This is a genomic window from Borborobacter xinjiangensis, from assembly GCF_047739745.1.
Taxonomy (GTDB): Bacteria; Pseudomonadota; Alphaproteobacteria; order Rhizobiales; family Rhizobiaceae; genus Pseudaminobacter.
The window spans coordinates 33,984-59,755 of record NZ_JBLLVA010000021.1 but is presented as its reverse complement, the minus strand read 5'-3'; the positions used below and the strand labels follow the sequence as shown (position 1 = coordinate 59,755).

25 protein-coding genes are annotated in these 25,772 nt (G+C 62.7%); 12 read left to right on the top strand and 13 right to left on the bottom strand.

Going from position 1 to position 25,772, the window contains the following annotated elements:
• Positions 1–2: 2 nt before the first annotated feature.
• From ACLKMW_RS19475 to ACLKMW_RS19455, 5 genes are all read right to left on the bottom strand, one after another.
• Positions 3–959 carry an ATP-grasp domain-containing protein gene (locus tag ACLKMW_RS19475; RefSeq protein WP_415726166.1) on the bottom strand — a complete coding sequence of 319 codons (957 nt, stop codon included), beginning with the start codon at positions 957–959 and terminating at the stop codon, positions 3–5.
• 90 nt (positions 960–1,049) lie between these two features.
• On the bottom strand, positions 1,050–2,006 hold the full coding sequence (mch, locus tag ACLKMW_RS19470) for a methenyltetrahydromethanopterin cyclohydrolase (RefSeq protein ID WP_415726165.1): 957 nt from the start codon (positions 2,004–2,006) through the stop codon (positions 1,050–1,052).
• Positions 2,003–3,133, bottom strand: coding sequence for an ATP-grasp domain-containing protein (locus tag ACLKMW_RS19465; RefSeq protein WP_415726164.1), 1,131 nt, complete (start codon positions 3,131–3,133; stop codon positions 2,003–2,005). The genes mch and ACLKMW_RS19465 overlap by 4 nt, the downstream gene beginning before the upstream one ends.
• Positions 3,111–4,007 carry an NAD(P)-dependent methylenetetrahydromethanopterin dehydrogenase gene (locus ACLKMW_RS19460; RefSeq protein ID WP_415726163.1) on the bottom strand — a complete coding sequence of 299 codons (897 nt, stop codon included), beginning with the start codon at positions 4,005–4,007 and terminating at the stop codon, positions 3,111–3,113. The genes ACLKMW_RS19465 and ACLKMW_RS19460 overlap by 23 nt, the downstream gene beginning before the upstream one ends.
• 39 nt (positions 4,008–4,046) lie before the next feature.
• Positions 4,047–5,015 carry a beta-ribofuranosylaminobenzene 5'-phosphate synthase family protein gene (locus ACLKMW_RS19455; protein WP_415726162.1) on the bottom strand — a complete coding sequence of 323 codons (969 nt, stop codon included), beginning with the start codon at positions 5,013–5,015 and terminating at the stop codon, positions 4,047–4,049.
• A gap of 158 nt (positions 5,016–5,173) precedes the next feature.
• On the opposite strand from ACLKMW_RS19455, the gene ACLKMW_RS19450 reads away from it, so the two are divergent.
• From ACLKMW_RS19450 to ACLKMW_RS19425, 6 genes are all read left to right on the top strand, one after another.
• Positions 5,174–5,566 carry a 4a-hydroxytetrahydrobiopterin dehydratase gene (locus tag ACLKMW_RS19450; RefSeq protein WP_415726161.1) on the top strand — a complete coding sequence of 131 codons (393 nt, stop codon included), beginning with the start codon at positions 5,174–5,176 and terminating at the stop codon, positions 5,564–5,566.
• 104 nt (positions 5,567–5,670) lie between these two features.
• Positions 5,671–6,756 (top strand): tungsten formylmethanofuran dehydrogenase, encoded by a 1,086-nt coding sequence (locus ACLKMW_RS19445; protein ID WP_415726160.1) that lies wholly within the window; start codon positions 5,671–5,673, stop codon positions 6,754–6,756.
• Entirely contained in the window at positions 6,750–8,381 is a 1,632-nt protein-coding gene (locus ACLKMW_RS19440; protein WP_415726159.1) for a formylmethanofuran dehydrogenase subunit A, read from the top strand. The genes ACLKMW_RS19445 and ACLKMW_RS19440 overlap by 7 nt, the downstream gene beginning before the upstream one ends.
• Complete coding sequence (gene fhcD, locus ACLKMW_RS19435; RefSeq protein ID WP_415726158.1) at positions 8,369–9,277, top strand: formylmethanofuran--tetrahydromethanopterin N-formyltransferase; 909 nt, start codon at positions 8,369–8,371, stop codon at positions 9,275–9,277. The genes ACLKMW_RS19440 and fhcD overlap by 13 nt, the downstream gene beginning before the upstream one ends.
• The gene (locus ACLKMW_RS19430; RefSeq protein WP_415726157.1) at positions 9,274–10,089 is read left to right on the top strand and encodes a formylmethanofuran dehydrogenase subunit C; all 816 of its coding nucleotides are present in this window, start codon (positions 9,274–9,276) and stop codon (positions 10,087–10,089) included. Before fhcD ends, ACLKMW_RS19430 begins: the two co-directional genes overlap by 4 nt.
• Positions 10,090–10,264: 175 nt before the next feature.
• Positions 10,265–11,248 (top strand): L,D-transpeptidase family protein, encoded by a 984-nt coding sequence (locus ACLKMW_RS19425; protein ID WP_415726210.1) that lies wholly within the window; start codon positions 10,265–10,267, stop codon positions 11,246–11,248.
• A 216-nt stretch (positions 11,249–11,464) separates the two neighbouring features.
• Here the strand turns inward: ACLKMW_RS19425 and ACLKMW_RS19420 are convergent, their stop codons facing one another.
• From ACLKMW_RS19420 to ACLKMW_RS19410, 3 genes are all read right to left on the bottom strand, one after another.
• Positions 11,465–11,878 (bottom strand): BA14K family protein, encoded by a 414-nt coding sequence (locus tag ACLKMW_RS19420; RefSeq protein ID WP_415726156.1) that lies wholly within the window; start codon positions 11,876–11,878, stop codon positions 11,465–11,467.
• 288 nt (positions 11,879–12,166) lie between these two features.
• Positions 12,167–12,379 (bottom strand): cold-shock protein, encoded by a 213-nt coding sequence (locus tag ACLKMW_RS19415; RefSeq protein WP_035028221.1) that lies wholly within the window; start codon positions 12,377–12,379, stop codon positions 12,167–12,169.
• 411 nt (positions 12,380–12,790) lie between these two features.
• Positions 12,791–13,003 carry a cold-shock protein gene (locus tag ACLKMW_RS19410; protein ID WP_415726155.1) on the bottom strand — a complete coding sequence of 71 codons (213 nt, stop codon included), beginning with the start codon at positions 13,001–13,003 and terminating at the stop codon, positions 12,791–12,793.
• Positions 13,004–13,406: 403 nt separating this feature from the next.
• Here ACLKMW_RS19410 and ACLKMW_RS19405 point away from each other — a divergent pair, with 403 nt between their 5' ends.
• Positions 13,407–13,898, top strand: a complete 492-nt coding sequence (locus ACLKMW_RS19405) for a Kazal-type serine protease inhibitor family protein (RefSeq protein WP_415726154.1) — start codon at positions 13,407–13,409, stop codon at positions 13,896–13,898.
• Positions 13,899–13,949: 51 nt separating this feature from the next.
• Here ACLKMW_RS19405 and ACLKMW_RS19400 read toward each other — a convergent pair whose 3' ends face one another.
• The 4 genes from ACLKMW_RS19400 to ACLKMW_RS19385 all read right to left on the bottom strand — a co-directional run bounded on the left by ACLKMW_RS19400 (position 13,950) and on the right by ACLKMW_RS19385 (position 17,088).
• The gene (locus ACLKMW_RS19400) at positions 13,950–15,404 is read right to left on the bottom strand and encodes an MFS transporter (RefSeq protein WP_415726153.1); all 1,455 of its coding nucleotides are present in this window, start codon (positions 15,402–15,404) and stop codon (positions 13,950–13,952) included.
• A gap of 115 nt (positions 15,405–15,519) precedes the next feature.
• The gene (soxR, locus tag ACLKMW_RS19395) at positions 15,520–15,975 is read right to left on the bottom strand and encodes a redox-sensitive transcriptional activator SoxR (protein ID WP_415726152.1); all 456 of its coding nucleotides are present in this window, start codon (positions 15,973–15,975) and stop codon (positions 15,520–15,522) included.
• Positions 15,976–16,042: 67 nt separating this feature from the next.
• Positions 16,043–16,645: a DUF922 domain-containing Zn-dependent protease gene (locus ACLKMW_RS19390; RefSeq protein ID WP_415726151.1), complete on the bottom strand. Its 603-nt coding sequence runs from the start codon at positions 16,643–16,645 to the stop codon at positions 16,043–16,045.
• A gap of 95 nt (positions 16,646–16,740) precedes the next feature.
• Positions 16,741–17,088, bottom strand: coding sequence for a hypothetical protein (locus ACLKMW_RS19385; RefSeq protein ID WP_415726150.1), 348 nt, complete (start codon positions 17,086–17,088; stop codon positions 16,741–16,743).
• A gap of 724 nt (positions 17,089–17,812) precedes the next feature.
• Here ACLKMW_RS19385 and ACLKMW_RS19380 point away from each other — a divergent pair.
• The 5 genes from ACLKMW_RS19380 to ACLKMW_RS19360 all read left to right on the top strand — a co-directional run bounded on the left by ACLKMW_RS19380 (position 17,813) and on the right by ACLKMW_RS19360 (position 22,377).
• A complete protein-coding gene (locus tag ACLKMW_RS19380) occupies positions 17,813–18,085 on the top strand; it encodes a hypothetical protein (protein ID WP_415726149.1) in 273 nt (90 codons plus the stop codon).
• Positions 18,086–18,655: 570 nt separating this feature from the next.
• Positions 18,656–19,291, top strand: a complete 636-nt coding sequence (locus ACLKMW_RS19375; protein WP_415726209.1) for a TetR/AcrR family transcriptional regulator — start codon at positions 18,656–18,658, stop codon at positions 19,289–19,291.
• Between the two features lie 10 nt (positions 19,292–19,301).
• Entirely contained in the window at positions 19,302–19,745 is a 444-nt protein-coding gene (locus ACLKMW_RS19370; RefSeq protein ID WP_415726148.1) for an SRPBCC family protein, read from the top strand.
• A gap of 49 nt (positions 19,746–19,794) precedes the next feature.
• Positions 19,795–20,229, top strand: coding sequence for an SRPBCC family protein (locus ACLKMW_RS19365; protein WP_415726147.1), 435 nt, complete (start codon positions 19,795–19,797; stop codon positions 20,227–20,229).
• Positions 20,230–20,604: 375 nt separating this feature from the next.
• Positions 20,605–22,377: an adenylate/guanylate cyclase domain-containing protein gene (locus ACLKMW_RS19360; protein WP_415726146.1), complete on the top strand. Its 1,773-nt coding sequence runs from the start codon at positions 20,605–20,607 to the stop codon at positions 22,375–22,377.
• Between the two features lie 38 nt (positions 22,378–22,415).
• Here ACLKMW_RS19360 and uvrB read toward each other — a convergent pair whose 3' ends face one another.
• Positions 22,416–25,652, bottom strand: coding sequence for an excinuclease ABC subunit UvrB (gene uvrB / locus ACLKMW_RS19355; RefSeq protein ID WP_415726145.1), 3,237 nt, complete (start codon positions 25,650–25,652; stop codon positions 22,416–22,418).
• Between the last annotated feature and the right edge of the window lie 120 nt (positions 25,653–25,772).

Below are 25,772 nucleotides of genomic sequence, written 5' to 3'. Positions count from 1 at the left end.
GGTTACGGCTCGGCCGTAGCCATGGCCGGCTGCGCGGCATGCGCGAACGCGCGGCGCGTCACGGCGCGCTGGTGCACGAAAGCCAGCAGGGCCTCGGCGATCGCGTCGGCGATGTTGACCCGGACCACCGATTGCAGGCCGGACCAGGCCGGCATGCTGTTGACCTCCAGCACGGATAGGCCGCCCTCGCTGTCCGGTACGATGTCGACGCCGGCGAAATCCGCACCAATCGCAGCCGCTGCGGCAAGCGCCAGTGATTCGAGCCGGCTTTCCATGCTGCGCGACACCTGTTCGGCCGTCGCCCCCTGGTTGATGTTGGTGATCCAGCCTTCGCCCTTGCGCGCCATCATCGCCAGAACCTTGCCGGCGCAGACGAAGACACGGTAGTCGCGAAAAGGCGGCCCGGCGCGACGCACATAATGCTGGAGGTAATAGACGTCGTCGATTTCCTCAGGCGGCGGCAGGTCCTCCGGCGAACGAATCAGACGGATGCCGCGTCCTTGAGCGCCAAACAGCGGTTTCAGCACCAGCGGGGTCGAAGACATGTGCCGCTTCACGATCGCTTCCGCTGCAACTCGTCCTTCAACCGCATAGGTCGGCGGTGTCGGCAGGCCAGCTTGCTGGATCAGGAACGTCGTCATCGACTTGTCGACACAGCGCTCGATCGCCTGAGCCGAATTCCACACGGGCACGCCGAGCCTGCCCAGGGCATGAAGAATGCCGAGACGGCGAGTGATCGCTTCGAACGAACCGGCCGAGATCGAGCGGACGATGACGGCATCGGGGAGTTCGCCGGGCTCGATGCCTGGAAACACAAGGCCACAGGAACTGGTCGTGTCGAAGGTGATGCTGGCCAGGCAGTCGGTGATGGTTTCACCACCGCGCCTCCGCAGCGCTACCGAAAGGCTTCTCGATTGCGCGCCCGAAGCATCGTTGACGACGAATATTCTTGGTTTCACCAGTTCACCCCGTTGCATGTTCCGAAAATCGGAATCGATTCTCGGAAACGATGCCGCAAATTCAAAGTGTTCGCGCCTGCCGCGGACCCGCTAGCCCAGGCTTTTTTCCAGCATCGGAAGGTCGGCGCCGCCATTGCGGAATGTATCGCCCGTCTCGATGGCCGTCACCAGCACCTCGGCCGGGCTGAACAGCAGCGGGTCGATGGCGTAGAAGTCGCCTTTGAAATGCTTGAATATCTCGGCGAACGGACGGCCATAATCGCGCGACGTGCGGCTCGGCAATTTATCGGCAAGTTCCTTTGCCTGATCGGCCGGGCCACGCACGAAAAGCTGCACGACGCCGCCATAGATGATGGCGTCGTTGGTGCGGCCCATCGCGGTCAGGAAATCGGGATGTGGTGCCGGAACAGGTGCGGCGCCTATTCCCTCCACGATGTTTTCAAGCGGAAACTTCAGATCGTTGGCCTTGTGCAAGGCAACTTCCAGAACGCGACAGACGATCTGGACCGCTCCGGCAACGCTTTGCGTCGGCGCGTAGATGAAAGTCAGATTTTCCGGAGCGATGCCGGTTGCCTTGGCGACTTTTTCCACGACGGGCGGCGGCGGCGGCTTGGCCGTCTCCAGAAGCACGACCGAGGCCGTTGCCTTCTCGCGGTAGGAGAGTGTGGAAAACAACGGCTCGACACGGGCCAGGGCTCGCACCGGCCCCGAACCCATCGCGAAATAGTCGCCGCCCGAAAGGTTCCAGCCGGCATATTGGCTAGCCAGGCAGGCAAGCACCGGCTGCGAAGAGCGGACCTCCACCTGAAACGGCCATTTGCCCGAGGCGCGGTCCATGACAGTCGAGATGGTGCCGAGACCACCCATCGTCGCTTCGGCCATGCGCAGGCCCGCTTCGATGCTGCCGGCCGCATCGGCGCCGGCATCGATCAGCCGTTCGCCGAGCGTGCCCGTCGAAACCTTGAGGCGGAGCCGTTCGGCATCGCGGACCATGCCGTCGGCGATGCGTTGTGCATTTTCGTTGAGAAACGCGGAGCCATCGTTCATGGCCGAACTCCTTCCCAATGGGACTTCAGATGCCGGAAATTCTTATCCAGTTTTTGTCGGGTCGCGGCGGCATTGGGTCCGCGGGCGAAAATGGTGCAGACCGGATCGCCAGCATCGAGCCTTGTGCCCGCGGACTGGCGATCGGCAGTCCATTCGGGCCAGGCGATAGCAGGAAATTGATCGACCGGTCGCGTCGTATAGGCGATCATCGATGCCATGTTGTCCTTGAAACGCGGCAGGGCAATGGGGGCGCCCTTCGATGCATTGAGGTGCGATTCGATCAGCGGAGCCTCGTCGCTGTCGAAAATGTCGAGCGTGGCGCCCGGCCGCGGATTGATCTCCAGAAGCTGATAGCCGTCGCTGTTGCGAATGAGGTCGGCGCTGCAAAGACCGACAAGACCGATCCGCCGGGTGAGGCCGGACAACCAGCCGCCGATCATCGCGGCATGCCGCCGATCGAATCTTTGCAGGCGAAGCGCTCCGCCATATCGATAGGGCGCATTGGGCCGGGGCGACACGAACTGCCGGCTAAAGCCGACGATGCGCGCGCTGTTGCCGTCGCCGATGAAGAGCGCCGACACATTGTCGCCATGGACAAGACGCTGGAAGTAGCGGCCGGGATCCGCCGCCATGCCCCTGGCGGACTGAACATGGGTGCCGCCGGCAGCTCCTGCCGTCTTGGCAAGCCAGTTCTCCGGGTCAGGCGGTGGCTGCCGCTGCACCTGCGGATGCGGTATGCCGAGTGCCGCGCAGTCGGCGGCGAATAGTTCCGGCGATTTGACCCTCCGAATTGCCTCGCCACGATTGCCCGCAAGGGGAAAGCGCTGCGCGATGGCATCGATGATCTCAGGTCTTCGCTCGAAGCCGGAACCGCAGACGACCGCCAGCGGCTCGTCGCCAGACGCCAGTTCCTCCAGCGTATCGATCAGGCGTTCGCCATCGATGCCGCGGTGAAAATCGCCGGGTATCTTGGCGGTGCGGTCGGCAAGCGCCACCGTGTCCATGTCGCAGAACATGTCGGCGACCAGCACGCGATAACCCGCGCGCCGTGCCGCCGCAGCCAGCGCCCGGCCCGAAATCGCCGCGATAAGCACGGCTTTCGAATTATTTCGCGATCTCGCGTGCAAGGGAAAATGCGTCCTGAAAGTCGAATGCGACCGGTTTTTTCGAGCCGATCATCTTCTGAAAGAGTCCGAATTCGGTCTTGTACTTGACATTGCCGATGGCAAGCGCGCCGATGCCAACGCCGTTCATTCCTTCGAGTGCGGCACTGTCGGCATTGACGGCCAGCCCCTCTATACCGGCAGGCGGAACAGCGTTCACGTCGGCCGCAACCAGCAGATTTCCGGCATCTTTCAACTCAGCCTTTGAAAGAACCTGGATTCCCGCCTTGGCGGCCGACAGGACAACGTCGCTCGCCTGAACGAGAACCGCCTTCTTGTCTGCGGTCGATCCGTCGGCCGGACTGACATCGACCTGGAAACGGCTGGCGATTTCGGCCGCGATTTTGCCGACGCGCTCGGCGCCGTCATGCCCGGCGAGGGTGACCTTGGCGCCTTCCTTGGCGGCAATGACCGCCGTGCAGAAGCCGACGACGCCGGTCGCGCCGAAGACGACGATGCGGGCATCCTTCAAGCCGCGGCTGAATTTCTTCTCGAGCGCCTTTTCCACCTTGGCGACCATTGCCGCGGCCGTCGTGAACGAGCCGGCCGGATCGGCAAACACGGAAATCTCGAAAGGCGGCACCATTGCCTTCTTCGCCGCGTCGAACATGTCGAGTGCGAGCGAGACGTCCTTGCCGGCAATGAAGATGCCGGTGTTGACGCCGGCGTCCGGCGGCCGCGAGAATATCGCATCCTGCACGAGCCCGGTCACCTCGCCAAGAGTGACGCCGACATAGGGAACGACGGCGTCGAAGCCGGCGTCAAGCGCCATGTTGACGTCGAACGGGCTCATCTGTTTGAGCGGCGTGAGCATATGCAGAATATGTTTGCGGGCCATGGGCATGTCTTTCGGGTTTTGGGGAGGAACTGTTAGAGCTCAACTTCCGACGAGGTCGAGCCCTGACGAAATGATATCGGCGCCGGAGTTCCTTCCCCGGACGATCCTGACCTGCATTCCGTCCTTGATCGTTGGAGCGGCAGCGCGCACGAACTCTGCTGCGGCGTCCTGCGACGGTGCGAAGACGAAGCCGGTCGGCCCCCACGAACTTTGCCCCATTCCGACGGCGCCGGCCTCCGCGAGCCGTTGTATTACAGCTTCCACCCGTTTGCTGGTGAAGATGCCGCCCTGCGCCGGAGCGAAATAGGAACCGATGATCGTCTGGATTCGCGCGATTGCCTCGCCAAAGGCGGGCAGGTCGCGCTCGACCAGGGCCGGCATTGCGCCCATCAGCACGTGGCGACAGATTTCACCAGCGCTTGCAGTCGGAAACGGCGGCAACGCCTTGAAAGCCTTGACCTCCTGCTCGCCATGGATGCCGGCTTGATCGGACTCCATCACCAGTATGACGCGCCAGTCTTCCGGGAACGGGATCCGCGCGATGACAGGGGGCTGGGTGGCGCCGTTGTCCTTTCCCGCATCGACGATGAGGCCGCCATTTTCAAAGCTGGCAATGCCGATTCCGGACCGCTCTCCGCGTCCCAGAAGGATCGCGTCGTTGCCGACGTCCAGAGGCAGCTGGTGCAGGGTGCGCAGGGCGGCCGCCACCGCGATCGCTATCTGCGTGCCCGAACCCAGGCCTGCATGGCGCGGAATGGCGCGTTCGATCACCAGCCGGTGCCGTGCGCGAATACCAAGGTGCCGCGACAGCGTCGCCAGGTGTTCGGCCGCGCGGCCGTCCTTGTCGCCTTCGACGGTTGTCTCGCCGGCGCGCGACAATGTCGCAACCATTTCCGGCTCGCTCAGCGGCAGGCCGAGGCTGCCGAATCGGCGCGCGCTCTCGCCGCTCAGGTCCAAGAAACCGAGATGAAGCCGTGCTGGTACTTTGATCGTAACAGAATTAGACATCTGCCCCCTGGTGGGTGCATCATACGTGCATCACAGAAGTTTAGGTGCCCGCCGCCATGATAGCGGCTTTCATGGAGCGAGCAAGCGGCGAAGGGCATCAGTTGCCCTTCGCATCGGTGCCATATACAGGCAGCCTAATGCAACAGCCGGAGATGACGATGAGCGACGAAGACAAGAAAAGACCGAAAGAGCGCGTTTATTCCGAGGCCGAGATCACCGAGCGGCTGAACCGCGACCTGCCCGGTTGGCGCTATGAAAACGGCTGGATCAGGCGAAAGTACAAGACGCATGGCTGGAAATCCACGCTGATGGTGATCAACACCGTGGGCCATCTGGCGGAAGCCGCCTGGCATCATCCCGATATCGCTGCGTCCTATGCCTGGGTCGAGGTCAAGCTGACGAATCATGCGGCAAAAGGCGTCACCGACAAGGATTTCGAGCTCGCCCGCAAGATCGAAGATGTGATCCACTGGCAACCGGCCAAGGAAGGCGGCGCGCTCGAGGGTACGCCACCGACGGACCAGCGTTTCGCCTATATCAAGTACGATTGAGGCTGCTTTAGGCGAATTGAGCCGGGCGGAAATGTCGGATAACAGGGTTCAACTCGAAAACTGTTTCGTTTAAGATCGAATTGGCACCAGAAAGTTAGTTAAGTATGGCGGTTGCATGGATCGGCGACCGGGACGTTCCGTTTGCGCGCGCGGTAGAGCAAGCCGCCGAGCTTCTGGTGTCGAGTCTCAGCCCGGTTTTCAGTTTGGATACGGATGTACATGGCGCAAGGGCGGCGATTTTCCTCGCCGGCCAGGTCGGTGCTGCCTATGACCATGTCGGCGGTGACGCGCTGGCGCGGGAGACGGCTCTGTGCACTGACCGGGGCGGCATGTTCATTGCGCCGGGCGAGGTGCGCCGGCGCGCGGACGTCATCGTTCTGGTCGGTGAACTGCCTGCCGCTCATAGCGGGTTCGTAGCCGAACTGGCGACGGTCGAGCCTGACCTGGACGGAGATACGCCGTCGGCGCGCAGGTTTTTCGTCATCGGCGACGCATCGACCGAAGTTCCGGACGGGATCGAGGCAGTCCGGCTTTCCTGCGATGGAACGGATATCAACGGCACCCTTGCGGCACTGCGGGCGCAATGCCTCGGCCGTCCTGTCACCAGCCCGGTGTCGAATTTCGATGACTTCGCCAAAGCGCTGGCCGACGGGCGCTTTCCGGTTTTCATCAGTTGCGGGCAATCGCTGCAATTGCTCGCGCTGGAAATGCTGCAAGGTCTGATCGCCGATATCAATCGCACCAAGCGCGCCTCCGCACTGCATCTGCCGGCCAGCGAAAGCGGGTGGGGCAGCACGCTCGCTTCCGTCTGGATGACAGGATTTCCAATGCGCACCAGCCATGCGCGCGGTTTGCCGGAATTCGATCCTTGGCGCTTCGACGTGTCGCGAATGCTCGCTGACGGCGAGGCCGACCTGCATATCTGCGTTTCCGCTTCCGGAGACGGCTTGCCCGAGGCCGGAAGCGGCAGCTTCATCGCCCTGACGAAGACTGAGGAACCGGTTCCCGGGGCAGCAGTCACCATCGCGATCGGCGAGCCGGAGGTGGACCACGACGCGGTGGCTTACTCAAGCAGGATCGGCACGCTGACGGCCGTGACGGCGAAAGCCGATTCCGGTTTGCCGTCGGCTGCTATGGTTCTGCGATCGATCACCGAGAGCCTGCCGGGCGGAAAGGCGCTGCCATGCTGACCAGGATCGCCGGCGGCGAGATCATAGATCCGGTGAACGGCCGATCGGGCATTGGCGATGTCTGGATCGAGGACGAGATGATCGTCGCCGCGCCCGTTGGCCGGCAGGCCGACCAGACCGTCGACGCGACAGGCTGCATCGTCATGGCTGGCGCGATCGACATCCACTCCCATATCGGCGGCGGCAATGTGAACACGGCGCGGCTGCTTTTGCCCGAACAGCATAAGGCACATAGGCCACGGCCGGCCGAGACACCGCTTTCCAACGCCGGCTGGTCGACGTTCGAAACCGGCTGCCGCTATGCGAAGATGGGCTTCACCACGGTCGTCGAGCCTGCCATGTCGCCGGGCGCGGCGCTCCATACCCATCTGGAACTTGCCGATATTCCGATCATCGACAAGGCGACCCTGGCGATCCTCGGCAATGACGATTTCCTGCTGTCGATGATCCGGGACAATGCATCGGCCAGCATGATCGAGGATTATGTTGCCTGGACGGTCGCGTCGAGCCGGGCGCTTGGCGTCAAGGTCATCAATGCCGGCGCCGCGACTGCCTTCAAGGAAAATGTGCGGACGTTCTCGCTCGACGACGTCGTGCCCTCCTATGGCGTAAGCTCGCGGCGCATCGTCAAGACTCTACAGGCGGCGGTCTCCGCACTTGGCGTGCCGCATCCGCTGCATGTCCATTGCAACAATCTGGGTGCAGCGGGCTCGGCCGACACGGCGGCCGACACGATCGCGGCGGCCGAAGGCGTGCCGATGCATCTCGCCCATCTGCAATTTTACGGCTACGGCACCCAAGGCCGGCGGAAATTCTCTTCCGCCGCGGCCCGGCTTGCCGAACTGGTCAACAATACGCCCGAAGTCACAATCGATATCGGCCAGGTGATGTTCGGCCAGACGGTGACGATCTCGTCGGATGTGCTGCGGCAGTTTTCGGCGCGCGGCTCGGCCAGTCCGAAGAAGACCATGATTTTCGACGGCGACGGCAATGGCGGCGGCATCGTGCCCTACCGTTACAAGGGCGATTTCTACGGCACCGTGCAGTGGGCGGTGGGGCTCGAGCTTTTCCTGCTGATCGACGATCCGTGGCGCGTGTTCTTCACCACCGATCATCCCAACGGCGCGCCCTTTACCGCCTATCCGAAGCTTTTCGAATTGCTGATGGACCGCAATGCCCGCGAGGAGGCCGCGTCCAAGCTGTCGCAAAAGGCTTTGGCCTTGTCGACGCTGGCGTCCATTGACCGTGAATACAGCTTTGAGGAAATCGCCATCATGACGCGCGCAGCACCCGCAAAGCTGCTCGGGCTGAAGGACAGAGGCCATCTCGGCACCGGTGCGATCGCCGATATCGCCGTCTATCGCAAGGGCACCGATATCGCCGGGATGTTCGGCTCGGCGGCTGCGGTCTTCAAGAATGGCGAGCAGGTGGTCAGGAATGGCGAGATCGTGAAATATCGCTGGGGCAGGGCGCTGCGGCTCAATCCCCCGCCGGAGAAGTCGATGGTGCGAAGGCTCGATGCCTATCATCAGGAACGCTACGGCCTGTCGCTCGACTGGTTCAATTTCCCGGATTCAGCCATTCAGCGCGAACAAGCTTTCGGCGAGGTGCCATGCAACGCCTGACGGTCAACGGTGTGGCGATCGACGATACGTTCGCGGAAGCGTTCGGCATGCGCGCCACCGCAATCATCATTACAGGACCCAACCGCAAATGGGCGCGCCAGGCGGCGATCACCATGACCGGCTACGCGACCTCCGTGATCGGTTGTGGCTGCGAGGCGGCGATCGACGTGGAACTGTCGCCCTCGGAAACGCCGGATGGCCGGCCCGGCGTCCGCGTCATGATCTTCGCGGTCAGCACCGATGAATTGCAGAAGCAACTGCAAAATCGTCTTGGCCAGTGCGTGCTGACCTCGCCGGGCAGCGCCTGCTTCGCCGCCCTCAAGGGTACGGCCGATCTCAAGCTTGGAGCAGCGCTGCGCTATTTCGGCGACGGCTGGCAGGTTTCCAAAAAGCTTGGGGACAGGCATTACTGGCGGATTCCGGTCATGGACGGCGAATTTCTTTGCGAGGCGACAACCGGCCTTACCAAGGAAGCCGTCGGCGGCGGCAATCTTCTGCTTCTGGCGGAAAACAACACCAAGGCGCTTGCAGCCGCCGAAGCGGCGGTCGCCGCAATCGACGAGATCCCTGGCGCGATCATGCCGTTTCCGGGCGGTGTCGTGCGCTCGGGCTCGAAGGTCGGGGCCAAGTACAGGGGCATGACGGCATCCACCAACGACGCCTTTGCGCCGACATTGAGCGGCGTGGTCAGGAGCGAGCTCGATCCAGGCGTCAATGCGGTGCTGGAAATCGTGATCGACGGCGAGACCAGCGAAGCGGTCGCGGCCGCGATGCGGGCCGGCATTGAGGCAGTCACCAACCTCGGCCCGCAAAAGGGCGCTTTGCGCATCAGCGCCGGCAACTACGGCGGCAAGCTCGGCAAATTCCACTATCATTTGAAGGAACTGCTGCCGTGAGCGCGCTGACCTTTTCGCTGTTGTCGGCGCCGCCCGAACGGCTCGACCTGTCGCCATTGACACCCGAAAAGCTCGGCGGAATGCCGGTTCGGGACATCGAGAAAATACGGCTCGGCCAATCGAAACGGGCGCTTTCGGTCGGCGATCTGTTCCGCATTTCCGGCAGCGAAGTGGCCAGCATCGTCTTTGAGGGGGGCAGCCGCCGGTTTGACGGCGTCGGTTCAGGGCTGACGGAGGGCGAGATTCGTGTGGTCGGCGATGCCGGCGCGCAGGCCGGCCGCAACATGAAGGGCGGACGCCTGGTCATCGACGGCGACGCGGGGCCGCATGCCGGCTCATGCATGCAGGGCGGGCGCATCGAAATCGCCGGCAATGCGGACGATCATCTTGGCGGGCCGCTGGCTGGAGAACTTGCCGGCATGAGCGGCGGCGTGCTGATCGTGAACGGCAGTGCCGGAAATTTCGCGGCGGACCGCATGCGACGCGGCGTCATCGCGGTGCTCAAGGGCTGTGGCGATCATGCCGGTGCCCGCATGATCGCCGGCACGCTCGTGGCTACCGGCGGGGTCGGGGCCATGCCGGGCTATCTCATGCGGCGGGGCTCCATTCTGCTTGATCGAAGGCCGGAAAAGCTGTCGCCGAGTTTTGTCGAATGCGGTGCGCCAGACATCGCCTTCGCCGCTGTCATCGACCGTTATCTGGTGGCCGAAGGCATTCTCAAGCGGCCGCTCCTCGGCAAGTCGCCGAGCAAATTCGGCGGCGACAATGCGGTGTTCGGCACCGGAGAAATCCTGTTTCGCGACGAGACGTGAGCGCAAGTCGGAGAACGCAAAAGAGGCCCGGCGCGTAAATTCTTCATTAATCATGCTGGCCAAGAATAGCTTCTTGACATCAGTATGTGCCCGCAGTTCCGCCACACAACCGTGCAATGGAGCGAGCGGGACAAGAATTTTCCGGGGCCGTCGGTTGGTTTATTCGTTGCGCAAAATTGCGATTCTGTGTGCTGCGTCGGTGTTGCTTTCCGGCTGCGTCTCCAGCGTTCTGGACGTCGACACCAAGGCGAACCAGCCGATTCCGGCCAAGCTGATGAGCCAGATGAACGCGCGGCAGATGAAGCCGTCCGATCCTGTCCTGATCCGGATATTCAAGCGGGAAAGCGAGCTGGAGGTGTGGAAACGCAACCGCTCGGGCCGTTATGCGCTGCTGAAGACCTATCCGACGTGCCGCTGGTCAGGAAAACTCGGACCCAAGAAGGCAGCCGGCGATCGCCAGACGCCTGAGGGCTTCTATCAAATTTCCGCGTCTATGCTGAATCCGGCGTCGCAATACTACCTGTCGTTCAATCTCGGTTTCCCCAACCGGCTCGAAAGCGCGCTCGGTTACACCGGCGATGCGCTGATGGTGCATGGCGGCTGCTCGTCATCCGGTTGCTATGCGATGACCGACGAGGGAGTGGCAGAGATTTATGCGGTCGTGCGCGAGGCTCTGAGGGGAGGACAGACTGCGTTCCAGGTGCAGGCTTTTCCGTTCCGGATGACGCCGAAGAACATGGCCGAATATCGCAACGACCCGAATATGCCATTCTGGAAGAACCTCAAGGAAGGGTATGACATTTTCGAAGTTGCCAAGCGTCAGCCGAAAGTTTCGGCATGCGAAGGCCGCTATGTTTTCGACGCCGAGTTCGAGGGCGGGGAGCCCGCCGATCCGCTTGCCGCCTGTCCGCCAATGACCACCATGCAATCGCCGGCGCTGATCGCCAAGCGGGATGCCGACATGCGGGCAATCGAGATGGCGACGGCTGGCGCGACGCTGACCACCCACGCCTACACGGATGGCGGGATGCATCCGAGCTTCCGCGCGATCCTCAAACGCAGCGGCGCGAAGGCGCTCGCCAAGCGAACCTCGCGCACCAAGGTTCCAATCAGCCGGCCAGCCGCGGCGCTGGCCGACCCGCATCAGGCCGAGAACTAGATCGTGAACTCATAAATCTGGTCGAAATGGTGTGAGGTCACCTGGCCGGATACAAAGAGCGAAGGCGCAGGAAATGGTGACCTTCGCGACGCTGTAGCCGGCCAGAGGGGCTACATCCTGCGGACGCCGAAACGGCTTCGATCTGCGGCGTCGAAGCCCTCGGTCGATGGAACCACATCGACCGGCGGCCTTCTCCTGGCGACGGTGCCGGCTGACTCAGTTGGCGACGCAGAAATGCTCCAGCCCGTCATAACCGATGAAGGTGCCGGAACGCGGGTTGAAAGAGCGATAGCGGCTTTCGCAGTAGCGGTACCATGCCGGCGACCACGGCTCAGCTCCATAGCGTTCGACATAGACGGGGGCGGGGCGGACATAGCGGCGGTAGGTGTAGCGCGGCTCCACATAGGTATAGTCCGGCTCATAGTAGCGGCGCTCATAGTAGCGGGGCTGGGTGAGGGCGCCGGCGGCCAGGGCGCCGACCGCGAGGCCCAACACGCCGGCGGCCACGGCATCGCCATTGTTGTGGCGGTGATGGCGCCAGCGGTCCCCGGCATCGGCCGAAAACGACATGGCCAGCGTGGTGGCGGCGACAGCCGCCGAAAAGATGGTGGTCCTGAAAATCCGGTTCATGTCGGTCTCCTTCGTCCGATCCCGCCGCCGCCAAGCTTGAAGCAAATATAGAATGTCGAGCCTGAACGCAGGCTGAACAGTTTTTTGCGTCTTAAGTGTGGACGAAACATGAGAATGGAAAGGGGAGAGGAGAACGTCGTGCCTCATCGAAAAAGCCGGGCAGGACACCCGGCTTTTTTGTTCGATAGCCGTCCGCCACACGGATAAGCGCAGCGTGTCCGGTAGTCAGGTAGTCATCGTCTAACGCGGACTTCCCGAAAAGTACGAAGCTTTCCGGCGCGTTCGTGGCTAGCCGATCGTGAGATTGACTGCCTTGGGTCCTTTGCCGCGCTTGTCCGGCTCGGTCTCGAAGGTCACCTTCTGCCCGTCTTCAAGTCCGGGAAGCCCGGAAGCCTGAACCGCCGAAATGTGGACGAATACGTCCTTGGCGCCGTCATCGGGTGTGATGAAGCCGAAGCCTTTGGCATGGTTGAAGAATTTGACAGTGCCGGTCTGCGGCATGGGAAACTCCTTATGATCCCCTCATAGGCTATTTCGGCCGGGATACGCCCGCGCCGACTCGTTCATTCACTGGAGGAGAAGAAACAGTTTATCGCACCGGGGCTATGCCTGCCCTCTCTTTTCGCGATCCAGCCGGGCCGCCTTGCGACAGTCCGGTTCAGGCCATTCCAATCTCCGGGCCGGCAAATGCCCGAAGCCGGAATTTCTCCAATATTTTGGCCGAAGGGGCAAGAAAAAGTTTTCGTTGCGCCAACTCGGAAATGCAAACCGGCGCGCCGCGCTTCGCTCGGAAGCACAGGGCACGCCGGTATCTCATGTCTTATGTTGGCATGCTTCAGCTTGGCCGGGCAATTCGTCCGGCCGGCTGGAACGCCAATCGCCGGGCTCGGAGCCCAGCTTACGTTATTCGCCTCAGGCGGCGCTGAGATTGACCGCCTTCGGGCCCTTGCCCATACGGTCGGGTTCGACGTCGAAGGTGACCTTCTGGCCGTCGATGAGCGTGCGCATGCCCGACGCCTCCACGGCGGAAATGTGGACGAACACGTCCTTGGCGCCGTCATCGGGGGTGATGAAACCGAAGCCTTTGGTGGCGTTGAAGAATTTTACCGTTCCGCTCTGGGACATTTGGGAACTCCTTTTCCCGTTTCGTTGGTCAGGTCCGAATGTTGTCCGGTTTCAGCCTGACTTTTGCTTGTTGCTCGGCGGTCATGCCTTCGCGCGTAGCAAAACACCCCCGCTGCGAAACGAGGCTGTCAGATATTCACGATGTCGGGGAAAGGGCTCGTCCAAAACGTTCCAGTCTCCGGGTCAGCAAACGCCCGAACAAGAAATTTATCGCACGGAACGAGGCTTCTTGCAAGATGGCCGATGACGGCAATCGACAGACTGCCATCGCAAAGCGCAATGAAATCAGCGGGCTGTGGGCCGGGTCGCGAGCGCCGCAGGATTGCAATTGCCGCTGGAATCGCGAGGATCAATTTGCAACCATAGGCGTTGCATGGCGGGACATGGCCAAGGAGAGGATTTCATGGGTTTGTTTGGGACAATATTTTCCGGCCGCGGCCTGGCCTTGTTTTTTGGGGCGACGGCGCTGTCGGCCTGCACCGTGGTCGAGATGCCCGGGCCTTATCCGGGGTCCCGGCCGGAGCCCGTTCCGCGCTTCTGCACGCGTGAATATCAGCCGGTCTGCGGTGAACGTGGCCCGAGCCGTCAGAGTTTTCCGAATGCCTGCGAGGCCGACCGTGCCGGCTATCGCATTGTTTACCCTGGCCAATGTCGCAGCTCCGGCGGATGGGGTGGCGGACCAAGCGGTCCTGGTGATTGGGGCTCGCGCCCGCCGCGCCCCGGCCCCGGCGACTGGGGCACGCGACCACCTCGACCGGGTACAGGTCCGGTAGCTTGCACGCGCGAATACGCGCCAGTCTGCGCTACCAGGAGCGGCGCGGTGCGCACCTTCCCCAACGCTTGTGAGGCGCGCGCCGCCGATTATCGGATCGTCGATCAGAACGGCCCCTGCTGACAGCCTGGCCGTGACCGGTCGAAGGCGGCGTGAGGCGGGCCGATGCACGTCTCACCCCCTTTTACCGGTGAGGCGTGCGACTTTCACTGCGATTGCAATTCCCAGAGCGGGCGCGACGGCAAAGATGACCGCGAGCCAGAGCGCGGCGTTCGAGGCCCCGGCCATGCCTCCGGGCTCGGCGATGCCGGCGAAGTTCGCGACCATGCCGGCGCAAGCTGTCCCGAACGCGATGGCGAAGAGCTGAACGGTCGTCATGCCACCCGCCGCAAGATCCTGCTCGGTCGCGGGGGCGTTCTGGTAGACCCGCGTGACCAGGCTCGGCCAGGCGAGGCCGATTCCGAAGCCGATCAGGATGAGCCCCAGGCAGATCGGCGCGAGCAGTAGCCAGTCACCGGCGCCGTCGATCGGCAGGAAGATGGCGAGCAGAGCAAGACCAATAAGGGCCAGAACGGGGCCGGCGATGATGAGCCGGTTGCCGCTGCCCTCCTGCCAACGCGAGCTGAGGAACGACGCCACCGTCCAGCCGATCGCCATCAGGGCGGCGAGATAGCCGGCCCAGAGCGGCGATTGCCCGTGCAGGTGCTGGAGCAGGTAGGGCACGAAAATTTCGGGCTGCATGCTGAGCATGAGCAAGGCGATGATGAGATAGAGGGCACCGAGCGGGGTCGCGACATTGAAGGATCGCCTGGGCAGCAGCCGCGCCTCGGCCTGCGTCTCGACTGCCGCGATCAAGGCGATGAGGGCAAGGCCGGCGACGAGGCCTGCTATCTTCCACCAAGCATCGGACGATAGACTTCCGGCGGAGACGGCGAGAACCGCGCCCGTGAGCAGGGCAAGCTGCAGGAGCGGTACCGAGGATCGCTCGTTCTTGTCCCAACTGCTGCGGGGAAGCGTGGCGAAGGCCAGAATTGCGAAAACGCCGGCGAAGGGCAGCAACGACCAGAAAGCGGCACGCCATGCGCCATACTCGGCGAATATGCCGCCGACGGCAGGCCCGATGAGCGTCGCGACGCCCCACATGGCGGCGATCAAGGCGATCGCGCGGCCCCAGAGCCGCTCCGGAAGCACCACGCGCGTCAACCCGTAGGCGAGCGCATAGAGAAAGCCGCCGCCCAGCCCTTGAATGCTGCGGCCGGCGAGCATCGCCGGCATGTTGATGGCGATCGAGCAGATCAGCGTTCCCGCCGCGAAGAGGATCGTCGCGATAATATAGGCGCCGCGCGGGCCAGCGCCGTTCAGGAGCTTGGCGGTCAGCGCGGCGCCGAGGATCGAGGCCACGACGAAAAGCGTCGTGGTCCAGGCGTAGAAATCGAGACCACCGATATCGGCGATGACCGACGGCATGACAGTCGTCGCGATATACATGTTGAGGGCGTGAAGCGTGACGCCCCCGGCGAGGGCGAACGCATAGAGGCCATTCCTTCCGCTGAGCAGGTCGCCCCAGCGGGCCGGGGCGCTTTCGACGGCGATCGTCGCCGAAGCCGTATTTTCAATGTTATTTTGCATGTCGGCACTCCTTCACGCGACCACTCGTCGCTTGCCGACATGTCTTCTAGGACCTCAACCATAGTTGAGGTCAATAGGCACCCTGCCTTCCGAGGTGCGCGAAATTGTCCGGGCATCAGGGCTTTGATATCAACCGCCTGGGACCCGCGCCTTGCTTGCCGAGCTCGTCGCCCGGATTCCGTAGCGGGCATTCCTCGAGGGAAAGGCAGCCGCAGCCGATACAGCTTGCAATCTGATCCTGGAGCTGCATGAGGCTGACGATCCGTTCCTGCAGCATATCCTTCCAGGCGTCGGTGAAGCGCCGCCAGTCGCGAGCGTTCGGCACATGATCATGAGGCAGGTCGGCGAGCGCATCGCGGATGATCGAAAGCGAGATGCCGGCGCGCTGGGCGATCCTGATGATGGCGATGCGGCGCAGGACGGCCCGATGATAGCGGCGCTGGTTTCCCTCGGTGCGCCAGCCCTCGATCAATCCTTTCGCCTCATAGAAGTGAACGGTGGAGACCGCGATGCCGCTGCGTGCGGCTACGTCGCCGACGGTGAGCGTGCGTTTGATGTCGCCATTTTCCATTTGTCTGTAACCTCAACTATAGATCAGGTTACAGGCTGCGCCAGCAGATGCAAGAGACGGATCATGCTCAATGGCCGTTCACCAGCTTGAGGATGAGCTGGTGGATATTGCCGCCTTCGCTGAGTTCGATCCGGTCGAAGTCGCGACTGCGCTGCCGTTGCGCAAGCGAGAGCCGGGAGAGATGTTTCGTCAGTTCGGCCCTGATCTTGCGGCATTCGGGATCATCGGTAACGGACAGGCCGACGCTCACGGCCTCGATTTCCTCGACCATCTTCTTGATGAAGTCGCCATGTACCAGTTCGTGGGCGTGCACGCCGGCGGCAAAGGTCTCCCAGTTCTCGCGGGTGGCGACCGGCAAATGGTCGGCCGGCTTGGGCAGCATATAGGTGATGACAAGGTTGGGCCGCGCCGAAACCAGGGTGCAGGCATTGTCTTCCTGCGGTTCGTATTTCCGCGACCAGGTCAGCTTGAAATCCGTATGCGCGATGGCGCGGACATTTGCGCCCACCTTGGGGCCGCGCTCGCCGATCGAGGCATAAAGTTCAGCGCCGGATTTGCCTGAAATGGCATAGCTCCGCACCTTCTCGACCGCCCGCCACTCGGCATGCGAAGCTATCGGCAATGACGTCAAACAAGCTGCAAGAACGCAAAGTCGAAGCCCTCTCTTCACGCAAATCCCCTCGGCCTGGCCTCTATTTGCCGGATCAATAGCCGCGATTGCCGGCCGCGCCTAGAGCAGCGGCCTCTGGAAAAGCCGCACTTGCCCTATGGCGCTAACACCTTGCGCATTTCGGTGGCGCGGCGTTCGGCGAGCAGATGGGCAAACACCATGCCCTCGGCCGCTGCCTCGAGCCGGGCAAGCTCGGCATCCGACCAATGCGCGCCGCAGGCCGGGCCGGCCTTGCCGATGGCGGCGGCGCGACACCGCCCGGCACGCCGGCAATCCGCCCGGCCGCATTTTTCCGGAATGCCGGCCTCGGTGGCCATAAGGCGCGCCAGCGCCAGAATATCGGCCGAAGGCCAGGGGTGCGGCGCGAACAGGTCGGCAATGCGTGGAGGCAGTTCGCCCAGCACCTTTTGCAGCCTGGCCTGAAGCGTTGCGGAATGGGGCATGGGAAGTCTCCTTGTTCTGGACGGCGCGCGAGCGCCTGCTGCGCCGCGCTTCCATGGGAGCCGGGTGTTGCGGAAGTTGGGAAGACGGGCGGCCGGGGACGCGCTCATCTTTTTTGTTTTCGTGCGGTCCTTCGACCGCCCGTCCGGTGTCTGTCCCAAAGGTCGGCCGGTCACAGCGCCCCGATCCCGTCGCCCTGACGGGGAGTACGCCGCGGCTTCTCCGCATGCTTCCAGCGAGGCATTTGCGCCCGGCCGAAGCACGCCGGCCCGTCCGCCCTTCGCTATGGCTCCGGGCGTTCGTCACTCGAAAAGCCAAATCGTTGGCTTTTCGTCCGCTGTGCGGACCGTTCCTCACCCCTCTACATGCCCGCACGTACCACGGCGCGGGGGAGGGTCACCGCCATTCTCCCTGATCCCGGTTCTAGACCCGGTTCCCGTGAGAACAGTGAGGCAAGGATAGGGTAGGTGGGGAGGGCGGGGATGAAATGGGGGATATCGCTGGCAAAATGCGTTGTTTCGAAAAGGTTTTTATCGGCGTTGAGTGAAGTTTTGTCCTTCATCAAAGGAGCAAATGCATGAGCGCTCCTTGGACCAACTCCTTGGAAATGGAGGGTTGCGCCGGGATCCAGGATCGACCCGTCGCAGACTGGGATCGTTCCGGGCCGCTGTTCATCGACGGTTCAAGCTCGATGGCTTAATGTGATGGCCAGCGAAGGAGAAAGCCATGCGTATCGAGTTTGTCCTGTTTGCTATTGCAGCCTTGGCGACCAACTCGGCCCAGGCGGGGAGCCAATCGTCGAATACGAGCTCGAATAGCTCATCCAACAACGGCGTGGTACGCGAGCGGATTGTCGAAACTTATTGCGAGGACGGTTATTGCGAGCGCTACGTTAAGCGCCGAGTGTTTATTGAAGATTGGAGCGGTGATCAGCATCGCGAGCGGGACCGCTATCGTGACCGCTACGATGATGACGATGACGGTGATGACGATGATTAATGTTATTGCTCAATTCAGTCGGGGATACGAGCGACCTGGGTGCTAGCTGAAGGGCAGCAACGGGTGGAATCCGGAGGCTGGTAGCGAATGCGCGTCTCGCCGGTGAGCGGACTTTCAGCCTGGCCGAAGCACGCCGGTCTGTCCGGCCCTTCGCTATGGCTCCGGGCGTTCGTCACTCGAAAGCCCAAATCGTTAGCTTTTCGTCCGCTGTGCGGACCGTTCCTCACTTCTCTACATGCCCGCACCTACCACGGCGCGGGGGGGTCACCGCCATTCTCCCTGGTCCCGGTTCCCGCGAGAATGGTGAGGCAAGGGTGCGGAGGGCGTGGATGAAATGGGAAGCTGTTGACGCGTAAGGGGCTTGTTTTGAAACAGCTTTATCGATTTCTTGAGTGAATTTTGTCCTCAGAAGCAGCGGTATGAGCTCGATGCTGTACCGCGTTGGGTAGCGGTAACGTAGGCCGCGACTTTGCGGCCAGCGTCGCTCATCGCAGAAGCCTCGATCCTCGTCTGAATTTTGGCTTGATTAAATACCGACTAGTTGGTATGTGTTTAGACATGGAGTGCGAAATGCCTAGAAAACAGAACCCGTTGACCAAGCAAAACCTGCTGGAAGCCGCCTTTGACGTCATTCGCGCCAAGGGCTATGCGGCCACCACGGTCGACGAAATCTGCGCGGAGGCGGGCGTATCGAAAGGGGCGTTTTTTCACCATTTCGCCAGCAAGGAAGATTTGGCGGTCGCCGCGGCGGGCCGGTGGTCGGAAGTGACGGGGGAGCTGTTTGAAAGCGCGCCCTATCATGACGCTGACGATCCGCTCGAACGCCTGCTGGGCTATGTCGCATTTCGCAAGCAACTGATCCAGGGCGCATTGCCGGAGTTTACCTGCCTTGTCGGCACCATGACGCAGGAGGCCTATGGCACGAGTCCAGCGATCCAGAAAGCGTGCTGGGACAGCATTTCCGGCCATGCGGACACGCTGGTTGCCGACATCGAAGCCGCCATGGATCGATATGGCGTCAAGTGCGAGTTCACGGCTGAAAGCTTGGCGCTGCACACCCAGGCCGTCATCCAGGGTGCGTTCATCCTCGCGAAGGCGAGCGGCGAACCACAACGCGCTGTCGAGAGCATCGACCACCTTCAGCGGTATCTGAAGCTGCTCTTCAGCCCGGCGACTACCGAACAACCAAGTGAAATCGAACCATAGGGAGAAAGCCATGCCCAATACTGTCCGTCTGCACCGCGTCTTTCCCGCCAAGCCCGAAAAGCTCTATCGCGCGTTCCTCGAACCGGATGCGGTTGCGAGCTGGCTTCCGCCATTCGGGTTTACCTGCACCGTCCATGAGCTGGATGCGAAGGTCGGCGGCAATCACAGGATGTCGTTCCGGAATTTCACCACGGGCGACAGCCACTCCTTTGGCGGCACGTATCTGGAACTCGTACCTGGTGAGCGCCTAGTCTACACGGACAAGTTCGATGATCCCAACTTGCCGGGCGAGATGAAGGTCACCGTGACGTTGAAGGCCGTGTCGGTCGGCACGGAAATCCACATCGAGCAGGAAGGCGTGCCGGACGTTATCCCCCTCGAAGCCTGTTATCTCGGCTGGCAGGAATCCCTGCGCAAGCTCGCAAGGCTCGTCGAACCCGAAATCAACCAGTAGGCGCAAGCGTCTGGCGTCTGCCGATTCAGCTACTAATTGGGAGCGAACAATGGGCACTGAAAGAATCTGCGTTGAAACCTCTGTCGCGGCACCGGTTGAGGAGGTCTGGCGGGCCTACACCACACCTGAAGACATCATGCACTGGAATTCCGCCTCGGATGACTGGCACTGCCCTGCCGCGACGGTGGACCTGCGCGAGGGCGGCGCATTCTCCTCCCGGATGGAGGCAAAGGATGGCAGCATGGGATTCGACTTCGCGGGCACCTACACGAAGATCGTGGAGTACAAGCGCATCGATTATGCATTCGGCGACCGCACTGCGACGGTCGAGTTCGATCCGGACGCAGATGCGGTTGTTGTCCGTGTAACCTTCGACGCCGAGACCGAGTACCCGTTGGAACAGCAGCGCGATGGTTGGCAGGCGATCCTGGACAATTTCGCCCGGCATGTCGGGGCAAGGCAGGCGAAGCAGAATATTGCGTGAAACCACCGGCGCCCGGAGATTTTGCCGTATGAGCGCTGCTCGTTCGGGCGAGGCATGGATCCTCGGGTCAAGCCCGAGGATGACGATGCGGCGGCGGTGGTACCCAACTGGTACGACGGAGCGCTGCCTCTTGATCCGGCCCTGCTGGCCACCGCCGGGGCCGAGCCACTTGTCTCGGCCCGCCCTTCGAACCCCCGTGAACGGGGAGAAGGAAAGCTTCGGCACGGGAGAAGGGACGGCGGCCGTCAGCCCTTCTTGACAGGGAGCGTTCGCCGCCGAGCTTCCTTTAGAGCGGGGCACTAATAAAGGTGACGCTAATTTAGTAGGTAGGCGATTGCGACGGGGTGCGATAGAATTCGTTCCGTTGGCAAATCGATGGAACAGAGGCTCGCCGCAGTACTGGCGGCCGATATGGCAGGCTATAGTCGGCTGATGGAGGCCGATGAAGCAGGCACGATCGCCCGCCTCAGAACGCACCGGATAGAATTGATCGATCCCGCCATCGCAAAGAACAAGGGCCGGATCATCAAGACGACGGGCGACGGCATGCTTGTCGAATTCCAGAGCGTGACCGACGCGGTGAAATGCGCCATCGAGATCCAGCAGCGCATGAAGCGGCGCAATGCCGACGTGGCCCAGGATCGGCGGATCGAATTCAGGATCGGCATCAATCTCGGCGACATCATTTTCGACGACGACGACATCTTTGGCGATGGCGTGAATATCGCCGCTCGCATCGAACAATTGGCCGATGTCGGGGGTATCTGCGTGACGGCTGCAGTGGCGACGCAAATTGCCGACCGCCTCGAAGTGCCCGTCGAGGATTTGGGCGAGAAGATGCTGAAGAACATCAGCCGCCCCGTGCATCTTTTTCGTGTTGGGCTCGAAGGCTCCGTCCTGCCGGCTTCCTCGGAAGAGACTGACGCGAAGCGAGCCGTCTCCAAACCCTCGATCGTGGTGCTGCCGTTCAACAATATGAGCGGCGATTCCGACCAGGAGTTTTTCGCGGACGGTCTGACCGAAGACATCATCACCGAACTGTCCCGCCGCCACGAGCTCTTCGTCATCTCGCGCAATTCCAGTTTCGTCTACAAGAACCAGCCGGTTAACGTGCGTGAGGTGGCCGGAAGGCTTGGGGCTCAATACCTGGTGGAGGGCAGCGTCCGGAAGATCGGCGACAGGGTGCGCGTGACGGTTCAGCTCGTCGATGCGATCAACGATGCCCATGTCTGGGCTGACAAATACGACCGAAGACTGGATGACATTTTCGCCATCCAGGACGAGGTGACGGCCGCGATAGCCGCCACTCTCCCCGGGCGCGTAGAGGCTGCCCAGCGAGATCAGCTCGCCCGCACGAAACCGGCGAACATGGCCGCCTACGAGTGCGCTCTTGCAGCCAAGGTGCTGCACCACCGCGGCACGGTTGCGGATAATGAACAGGCCCGGTTGCTCATAGACAGGGCCGTCGCACTCGACCCCGGCTATGCGCATGCCCATGCCTGGCGGGCCTGCATCCTCGGGCAAGCGTGGGTCCACGGATGGTGTGACGACAAGGACGCGGTCTGGGCCGAGATCGTCGCCGAACTGGAGCGCGCGTTGGCGCTGGACGACAACGACGCCGATGTGCATCGCATTCTCGCTGCGGTGAACGTGAACAACAACGAGCTGACGACGGCACGTTATCACCAGGAGCGGGCCCTTTTCCTGAACCCCAATTACGACCTGGTGGTGGTCCAGCAAGGCGAGCTTCTGACGTGGCTGGGGCGGCCGGAAGAGGGGGTAGAGTGGATCCGAAAGGCGATGCGGCTCAATCCCCATCATCCCGAACGATTTTGGAGCCATCTCGGGAAGGCGCATTTCGCTGCGCGTCAGTATGGCGAGGCGATCGAGGCATTCATGCACCTATCGACCATGGATGACGTCCAGCATGCGTTCATTGCCGCCTGCTACGGCTGGCTCGGCGATGGCATCGCTGCTTCCGCCCATCTGGAGAAGGCCAGAGCGCTCGCTCCCGAGTTTGGCATCGAATCGTTCCTTGCCACGTTGCACTACGCCCAGGAATCCGACGCGCAACACCTCCGCGAAGGGCTTGTCAAAGCGGGAGCAAGCGACGGCTTGCCGGCAGCGAACGATATCGCAACGCAGTAGCGCCCTGCGCGCCGTGGACGGGAGAAAGGTCGCGCGGCTTACCGGCCCGGCCTGCCGGACTTCCCCGGGCGGCGCTTCTGGCGTCGATCGGCAGGGTCTTCGTAGGAGCCGATGCCGGCGCGCTCGCGGTGGATGGGTTTTGGCGCGTCGTCCCGGGGTTGGTCGGCGCTGCCCCTCATCCGGCCCTCCGGGCCACCTTCTCCTCGTGAACGGGGAGAAGGAAGATCCGGCTTTGCCGGCTTGACGCCCTGAACCGGCTTTTCGGTGCGGCGGACGGTCATTTCGTCGAGCGAGTTCTTCTTGAAAAGTGAGCGGCGCGAGTCCTCCGGCACGCCGTAGTCCGAACCGTGGGCCTCGGCGGCGGTCTGCTTCTTGAACAGCGAGCGCGAGATCGCGCCGGCGGGTTTCGCCGCGTCGGTGCCCGGCCCCATGTCGTCCAGCGAAGGCTTCTGGAACAGCGGCTTCTTCACCGGCACGGCGCCGTCGGCGCCCATCTCGTCCAGATGCGGCTTGCGGAAGAGGGTGCTCGCGCCGTCATCTTCCCCTTCGCCCACGGTTCTATGCCGCGCCCGGCCCTTGTTGTGCTTGCCCTTCTCGCGGCCGGAAACCGGACTTTCGGCCTCGGCATAGCGGGCGAGCGGGTCGTCGGAAATGGCAAGCTCGGCCTCGCGCAGGCGCTTGATCTCGTCGCGGATGCGGGCGGCGCGCTCGAAGTCGAGATCGGCGGCGGCGTCGCGCATCTGCTTGTCGAGCGCTTCCAGATGCGTCTTGAGGTTGTTGCCGACCATGGCGCCATCGGCGGCGAAATCGGAAATGTCGGCGCGCACATGGTCCTTCTCGTAGACCGATTCCAGAATGTCGGAAATGCGTGACTTGACGCTTTCCGGCGTGATGCCGTTGGCCTCGTTCCACGCCATCTGCTTTTCGCGGCGGCGATTGGTTTCGGCCATCGCCCGCTCCATGGAGCCGGTGATCTGGTCGGCGTAGAGGATGACCTTGCCGTCGACATTGCGCGCGGCGCGGCCGATGGTCTGGATCAGCGAGGTTTCGGAGCGGAGAAAACCTTCCTTGTCGGCGTCGAGGATGGCGACGAAGCCGCATTCGGGAATGTCGAGGCCCTCGCGCAACAGGTTGATGCCGACCAGCACGTCGAAGGCGCCGAGGCGCAGGTCGCGCAGGATCTCGATGCGCTCCAGCGTGTCGATGTCGGAATGCATGTAGCGCACGCGCACGCCCTGCTCGTGCAGATATTCGGTGAGGTCTTCGGCCATGCGCTTGGTGAGCACGGTGACCAGCGTGCGGTAGCCGGCGGCGGTGGTTTCGCGGATTTCACCGACGACATCGTCGACCTGGGTCTTGGCCGGGCGCACCTCGACCGGCGGATCGATCAGGCCGGTGGGGCGGATAACCTGCTCGGCGAAGACGCCGCCGGACTGTTCCATCTCCCAGCCACCCGGCGTGGCCGAGACGGCTATGGAGAGCGGGCGCATCGCGTCCCACTCCTCGAAGCGCAGCGGGCGGTTGTCCATGCAGGAGGGCAGGCGGAAGCCATATTCGGCGAGGGTTGCCTTGCGGCGGAAGTCGCCGCGATACATGCCGCCGATCTGCGGGATGGTGACGTGGCTTTCATCGATGAAGATCAGCGCATTGTCCGGCACATATTCGAACAGAGTGGGCGGCGGCTCGCCGGGCGCGCGCCCGGTGAGATAGCGCGAATAGTTCTCGATGCCGGCGCAGGAGCCGGTCGCCTCCAGCATCTCCAGGTCGAAGCGGGTGCGCTGCTCCAGCCGCTGCGCCTCCAGCAGGCGGCCGGCCTTCTCCAACTCGGCCAGACGGTGCTTGAGCTCCTCCTTGATCGACTTGATCGCCTGGTTGAGCGTCGGGCGCGGCGTGACATAGTGCGAATTGGCGTAGATCTTGACGCTCTTGAGGTCGCCGGTCTTCTGGCCGGTCAGCGGATCGAATTCGGTGATCGCCTCGATCTCGTCGCCGAACATGGAGATGCGCCAGGCGGAATCCTCAAGGTGGGCCGGGAAAATCTCGATGGTGTCGCCGCGCACGCGGAACGAGCCGCGCACGAAATTGATGTCCTGGCGCTTATATTGCTGGGCGACGAGGTCGGCGAGCAACTGGCGCTGGTCGAGCCGGTCGCCGACCTCCATCTGGAAGGTCATGGCCGTATAGGTCTCGACCGAGCCGATACCGTAGATGCAGGAGACCGAGGCGACGATGATGACATCGTCGCGCTCCAGGAGCGAGCGGGTGGCGGAGTGGCGCATGCGGTCGATCTGCTCGTTGATCGACGATTCCTTCTCGATGAAGGTGTCGGTGCGCGGCACATAGGCCTCGGGCTGGTAGTAGTCGTAATAGGAGACGAAATACTCCACCGCATTGTCGGGGAAGAACTTCTTGAACTCCGAATAGAGCTGGGCGGCGAGCGTCTTGTTGGGCGCCAGGATAAGGGCGGGACGCTGCGTCTCCTCAATGACCTTGGCCATGGTGAAGGTCTTGCCCGAGCCGGTGACGCCGAGCAGCACCTGGGTGCGGTCGTTGTCGCCGATGCCGGCGACAAGATCGTTGATGGCGGTCGGCTGGTCGCCGGCGGGTTCGAAGTCGGAGACCATCTTAATCGCCAGTCCGCCTTCGGATTTCTCCTGGCGGGCGGGGCGGTGCGGAACCCATGCCTGCCCGTTCTTGTGCAGCGGGTTGCCGGATTCGATCAGCGCCGAAAGGGCGGCCACGGTGGCGGTGACGCCGCTTATTTCGCTCAGGCCCGTATCGCGCTGCGCGCTGGGCTCAGCGGGGGCGGCCTGGCCGGCCGACGCGCGGTCGCGCTTGCCGCCCTTCGGGCGGAGACTTGCAAGCAGTTTCTCGGCCTCTTCAAGTGAGACATCGAGGCCGGCGACCGGGTTCAGGCCGGCCGCGGCGCGTTCTCTCGCGGTGGCGGCGCCGCCCATCGAGGTGCCGCGCGCGGTGCGCGTGGCGGCGGCTAAGCGCTCGGGGATTTTTTTGCTGGGCTTGGCAGCTTTCTGTTGCCCCTCACCCTTACCCTCTCCCCGCGAGAACGGGGAGAGGGGGGCGTCAGCGTCGCGGCCGTCATCCTTCTCCCCGTTTCCACGGGGAGAAGGTCCGGTAGGGGATGAGGGGCGGCGCTCCGCCTCCTTGGCGATCTGCCCGGCCCAATCGGAGATCGAGCCGGTCAGCGGCGCGCCGGTAAATTCAGCCTGCGGCGCTTCCTCGAAGCCGCCGCCCTTCTTTGCGGGAGTTTTGACCATGCGGCGAATATGGTGGGAGTTCGCTGGAATGGAAAGAGCCCGACGGCCGATTTGAACATTGCCGGCGGCTTCCTGACAGTGCGGTGTCAGGAGCATTCCGTCCATCGCGAGGCTGAACGG

Bases quoted from the DNA above. Each gene is read 5' to 3' on its own strand.
- ACLKMW_RS19365 (WP_415726147.1), top strand. From the start codon at position 19,795: ATGGGCACTGAAAGAATCTGCGTTGAAACCTCTGTCGCGGCACCGGTT.
- ACLKMW_RS19420 (WP_415726156.1), bottom strand. From the start codon at position 11,878: ATGAACCGGATTTTCAGGACCACCATCTTTTCGGCGGCTGTCGCCGCC.
- fhcD (WP_415726158.1), top strand. From the start codon at position 8,369: ATGCAACGCCTGACGGTCAACGGTGTGGCGATCGACGATACGTTCGCG.
- ACLKMW_RS19445 (WP_415726160.1), top strand. From the start codon at position 5,671: ATGGCGGTTGCATGGATCGGCGACCGGGACGTTCCGTTTGCGCGCGCG.
- ACLKMW_RS19410 (WP_415726155.1), bottom strand. From the start codon at position 13,003: ATGTCCCAGAGCGGAACGGTAAAATTCTTCAACGCCACCAAAGGCTTC.
- ACLKMW_RS19460 (WP_415726163.1), bottom strand. From the start codon at position 4,007: ATGGCCCGCAAACATATTCTGCATATGCTCACGCCGCTCAAACAGATG.
- ACLKMW_RS19415 (WP_035028221.1), bottom strand. From the start codon at position 12,379: ATGCCGCAGACCGGCACTGTCAAATTCTTCAACCATGCCAAAGGCTTC.
- ACLKMW_RS19385 (WP_415726150.1), bottom strand. From the start codon at position 17,088: ATGCCCCATTCCGCAACGCTTCAGGCCAGGCTGCAAAAGGTGCTGGGC.
- ACLKMW_RS19375 (WP_415726209.1), top strand. From the start codon at position 18,656: ATGCCTAGAAAACAGAACCCGTTGACCAAGCAAAACCTGCTGGAAGCC.
- ACLKMW_RS19400 (WP_415726153.1), bottom strand. From the start codon at position 15,404: ATGCAAAATAACATTGAAAATACGGCTTCGGCGACGATCGCCGTCGAA.
- ACLKMW_RS19370 (WP_415726148.1), top strand. From the start codon at position 19,302: ATGCCCAATACTGTCCGTCTGCACCGCGTCTTTCCCGCCAAGCCCGAA.
- ACLKMW_RS19380 (WP_415726149.1), top strand. From the start codon at position 17,813: ATGCGTATCGAGTTTGTCCTGTTTGCTATTGCAGCCTTGGCGACCAAC.
- ACLKMW_RS19440 (WP_415726159.1), top strand. From the start codon at position 6,750: ATGCTGACCAGGATCGCCGGCGGCGAGATCATAGATCCGGTGAACGGC.
- mch (WP_415726165.1), bottom strand. From the start codon at position 2,006: ATGAACGATGGCTCCGCGTTTCTCAACGAAAATGCACAACGCATCGCC.
- ACLKMW_RS19360 (WP_415726146.1), top strand. From the start codon at position 20,605: ATGGAACAGAGGCTCGCCGCAGTACTGGCGGCCGATATGGCAGGCTAT.
- uvrB (WP_415726145.1), bottom strand. From the start codon at position 25,652: ATGGTCAAAACTCCCGCAAAGAAGGGCGGCGGCTTCGAGGAAGCGCCG.
- ACLKMW_RS19405 (WP_415726154.1), top strand. From the start codon at position 13,407: ATGGGTTTGTTTGGGACAATATTTTCCGGCCGCGGCCTGGCCTTGTTT.
- ACLKMW_RS19455 (WP_415726162.1), bottom strand. From the start codon at position 5,015: ATGTCTAATTCTGTTACGATCAAAGTACCAGCACGGCTTCATCTCGGT.
- soxR (WP_415726152.1), bottom strand. From the start codon at position 15,975: ATGGAAAATGGCGACATCAAACGCACGCTCACCGTCGGCGACGTAGCC.
- ACLKMW_RS19450 (WP_415726161.1), top strand. From the start codon at position 5,174: ATGAGCGACGAAGACAAGAAAAGACCGAAAGAGCGCGTTTATTCCGAG.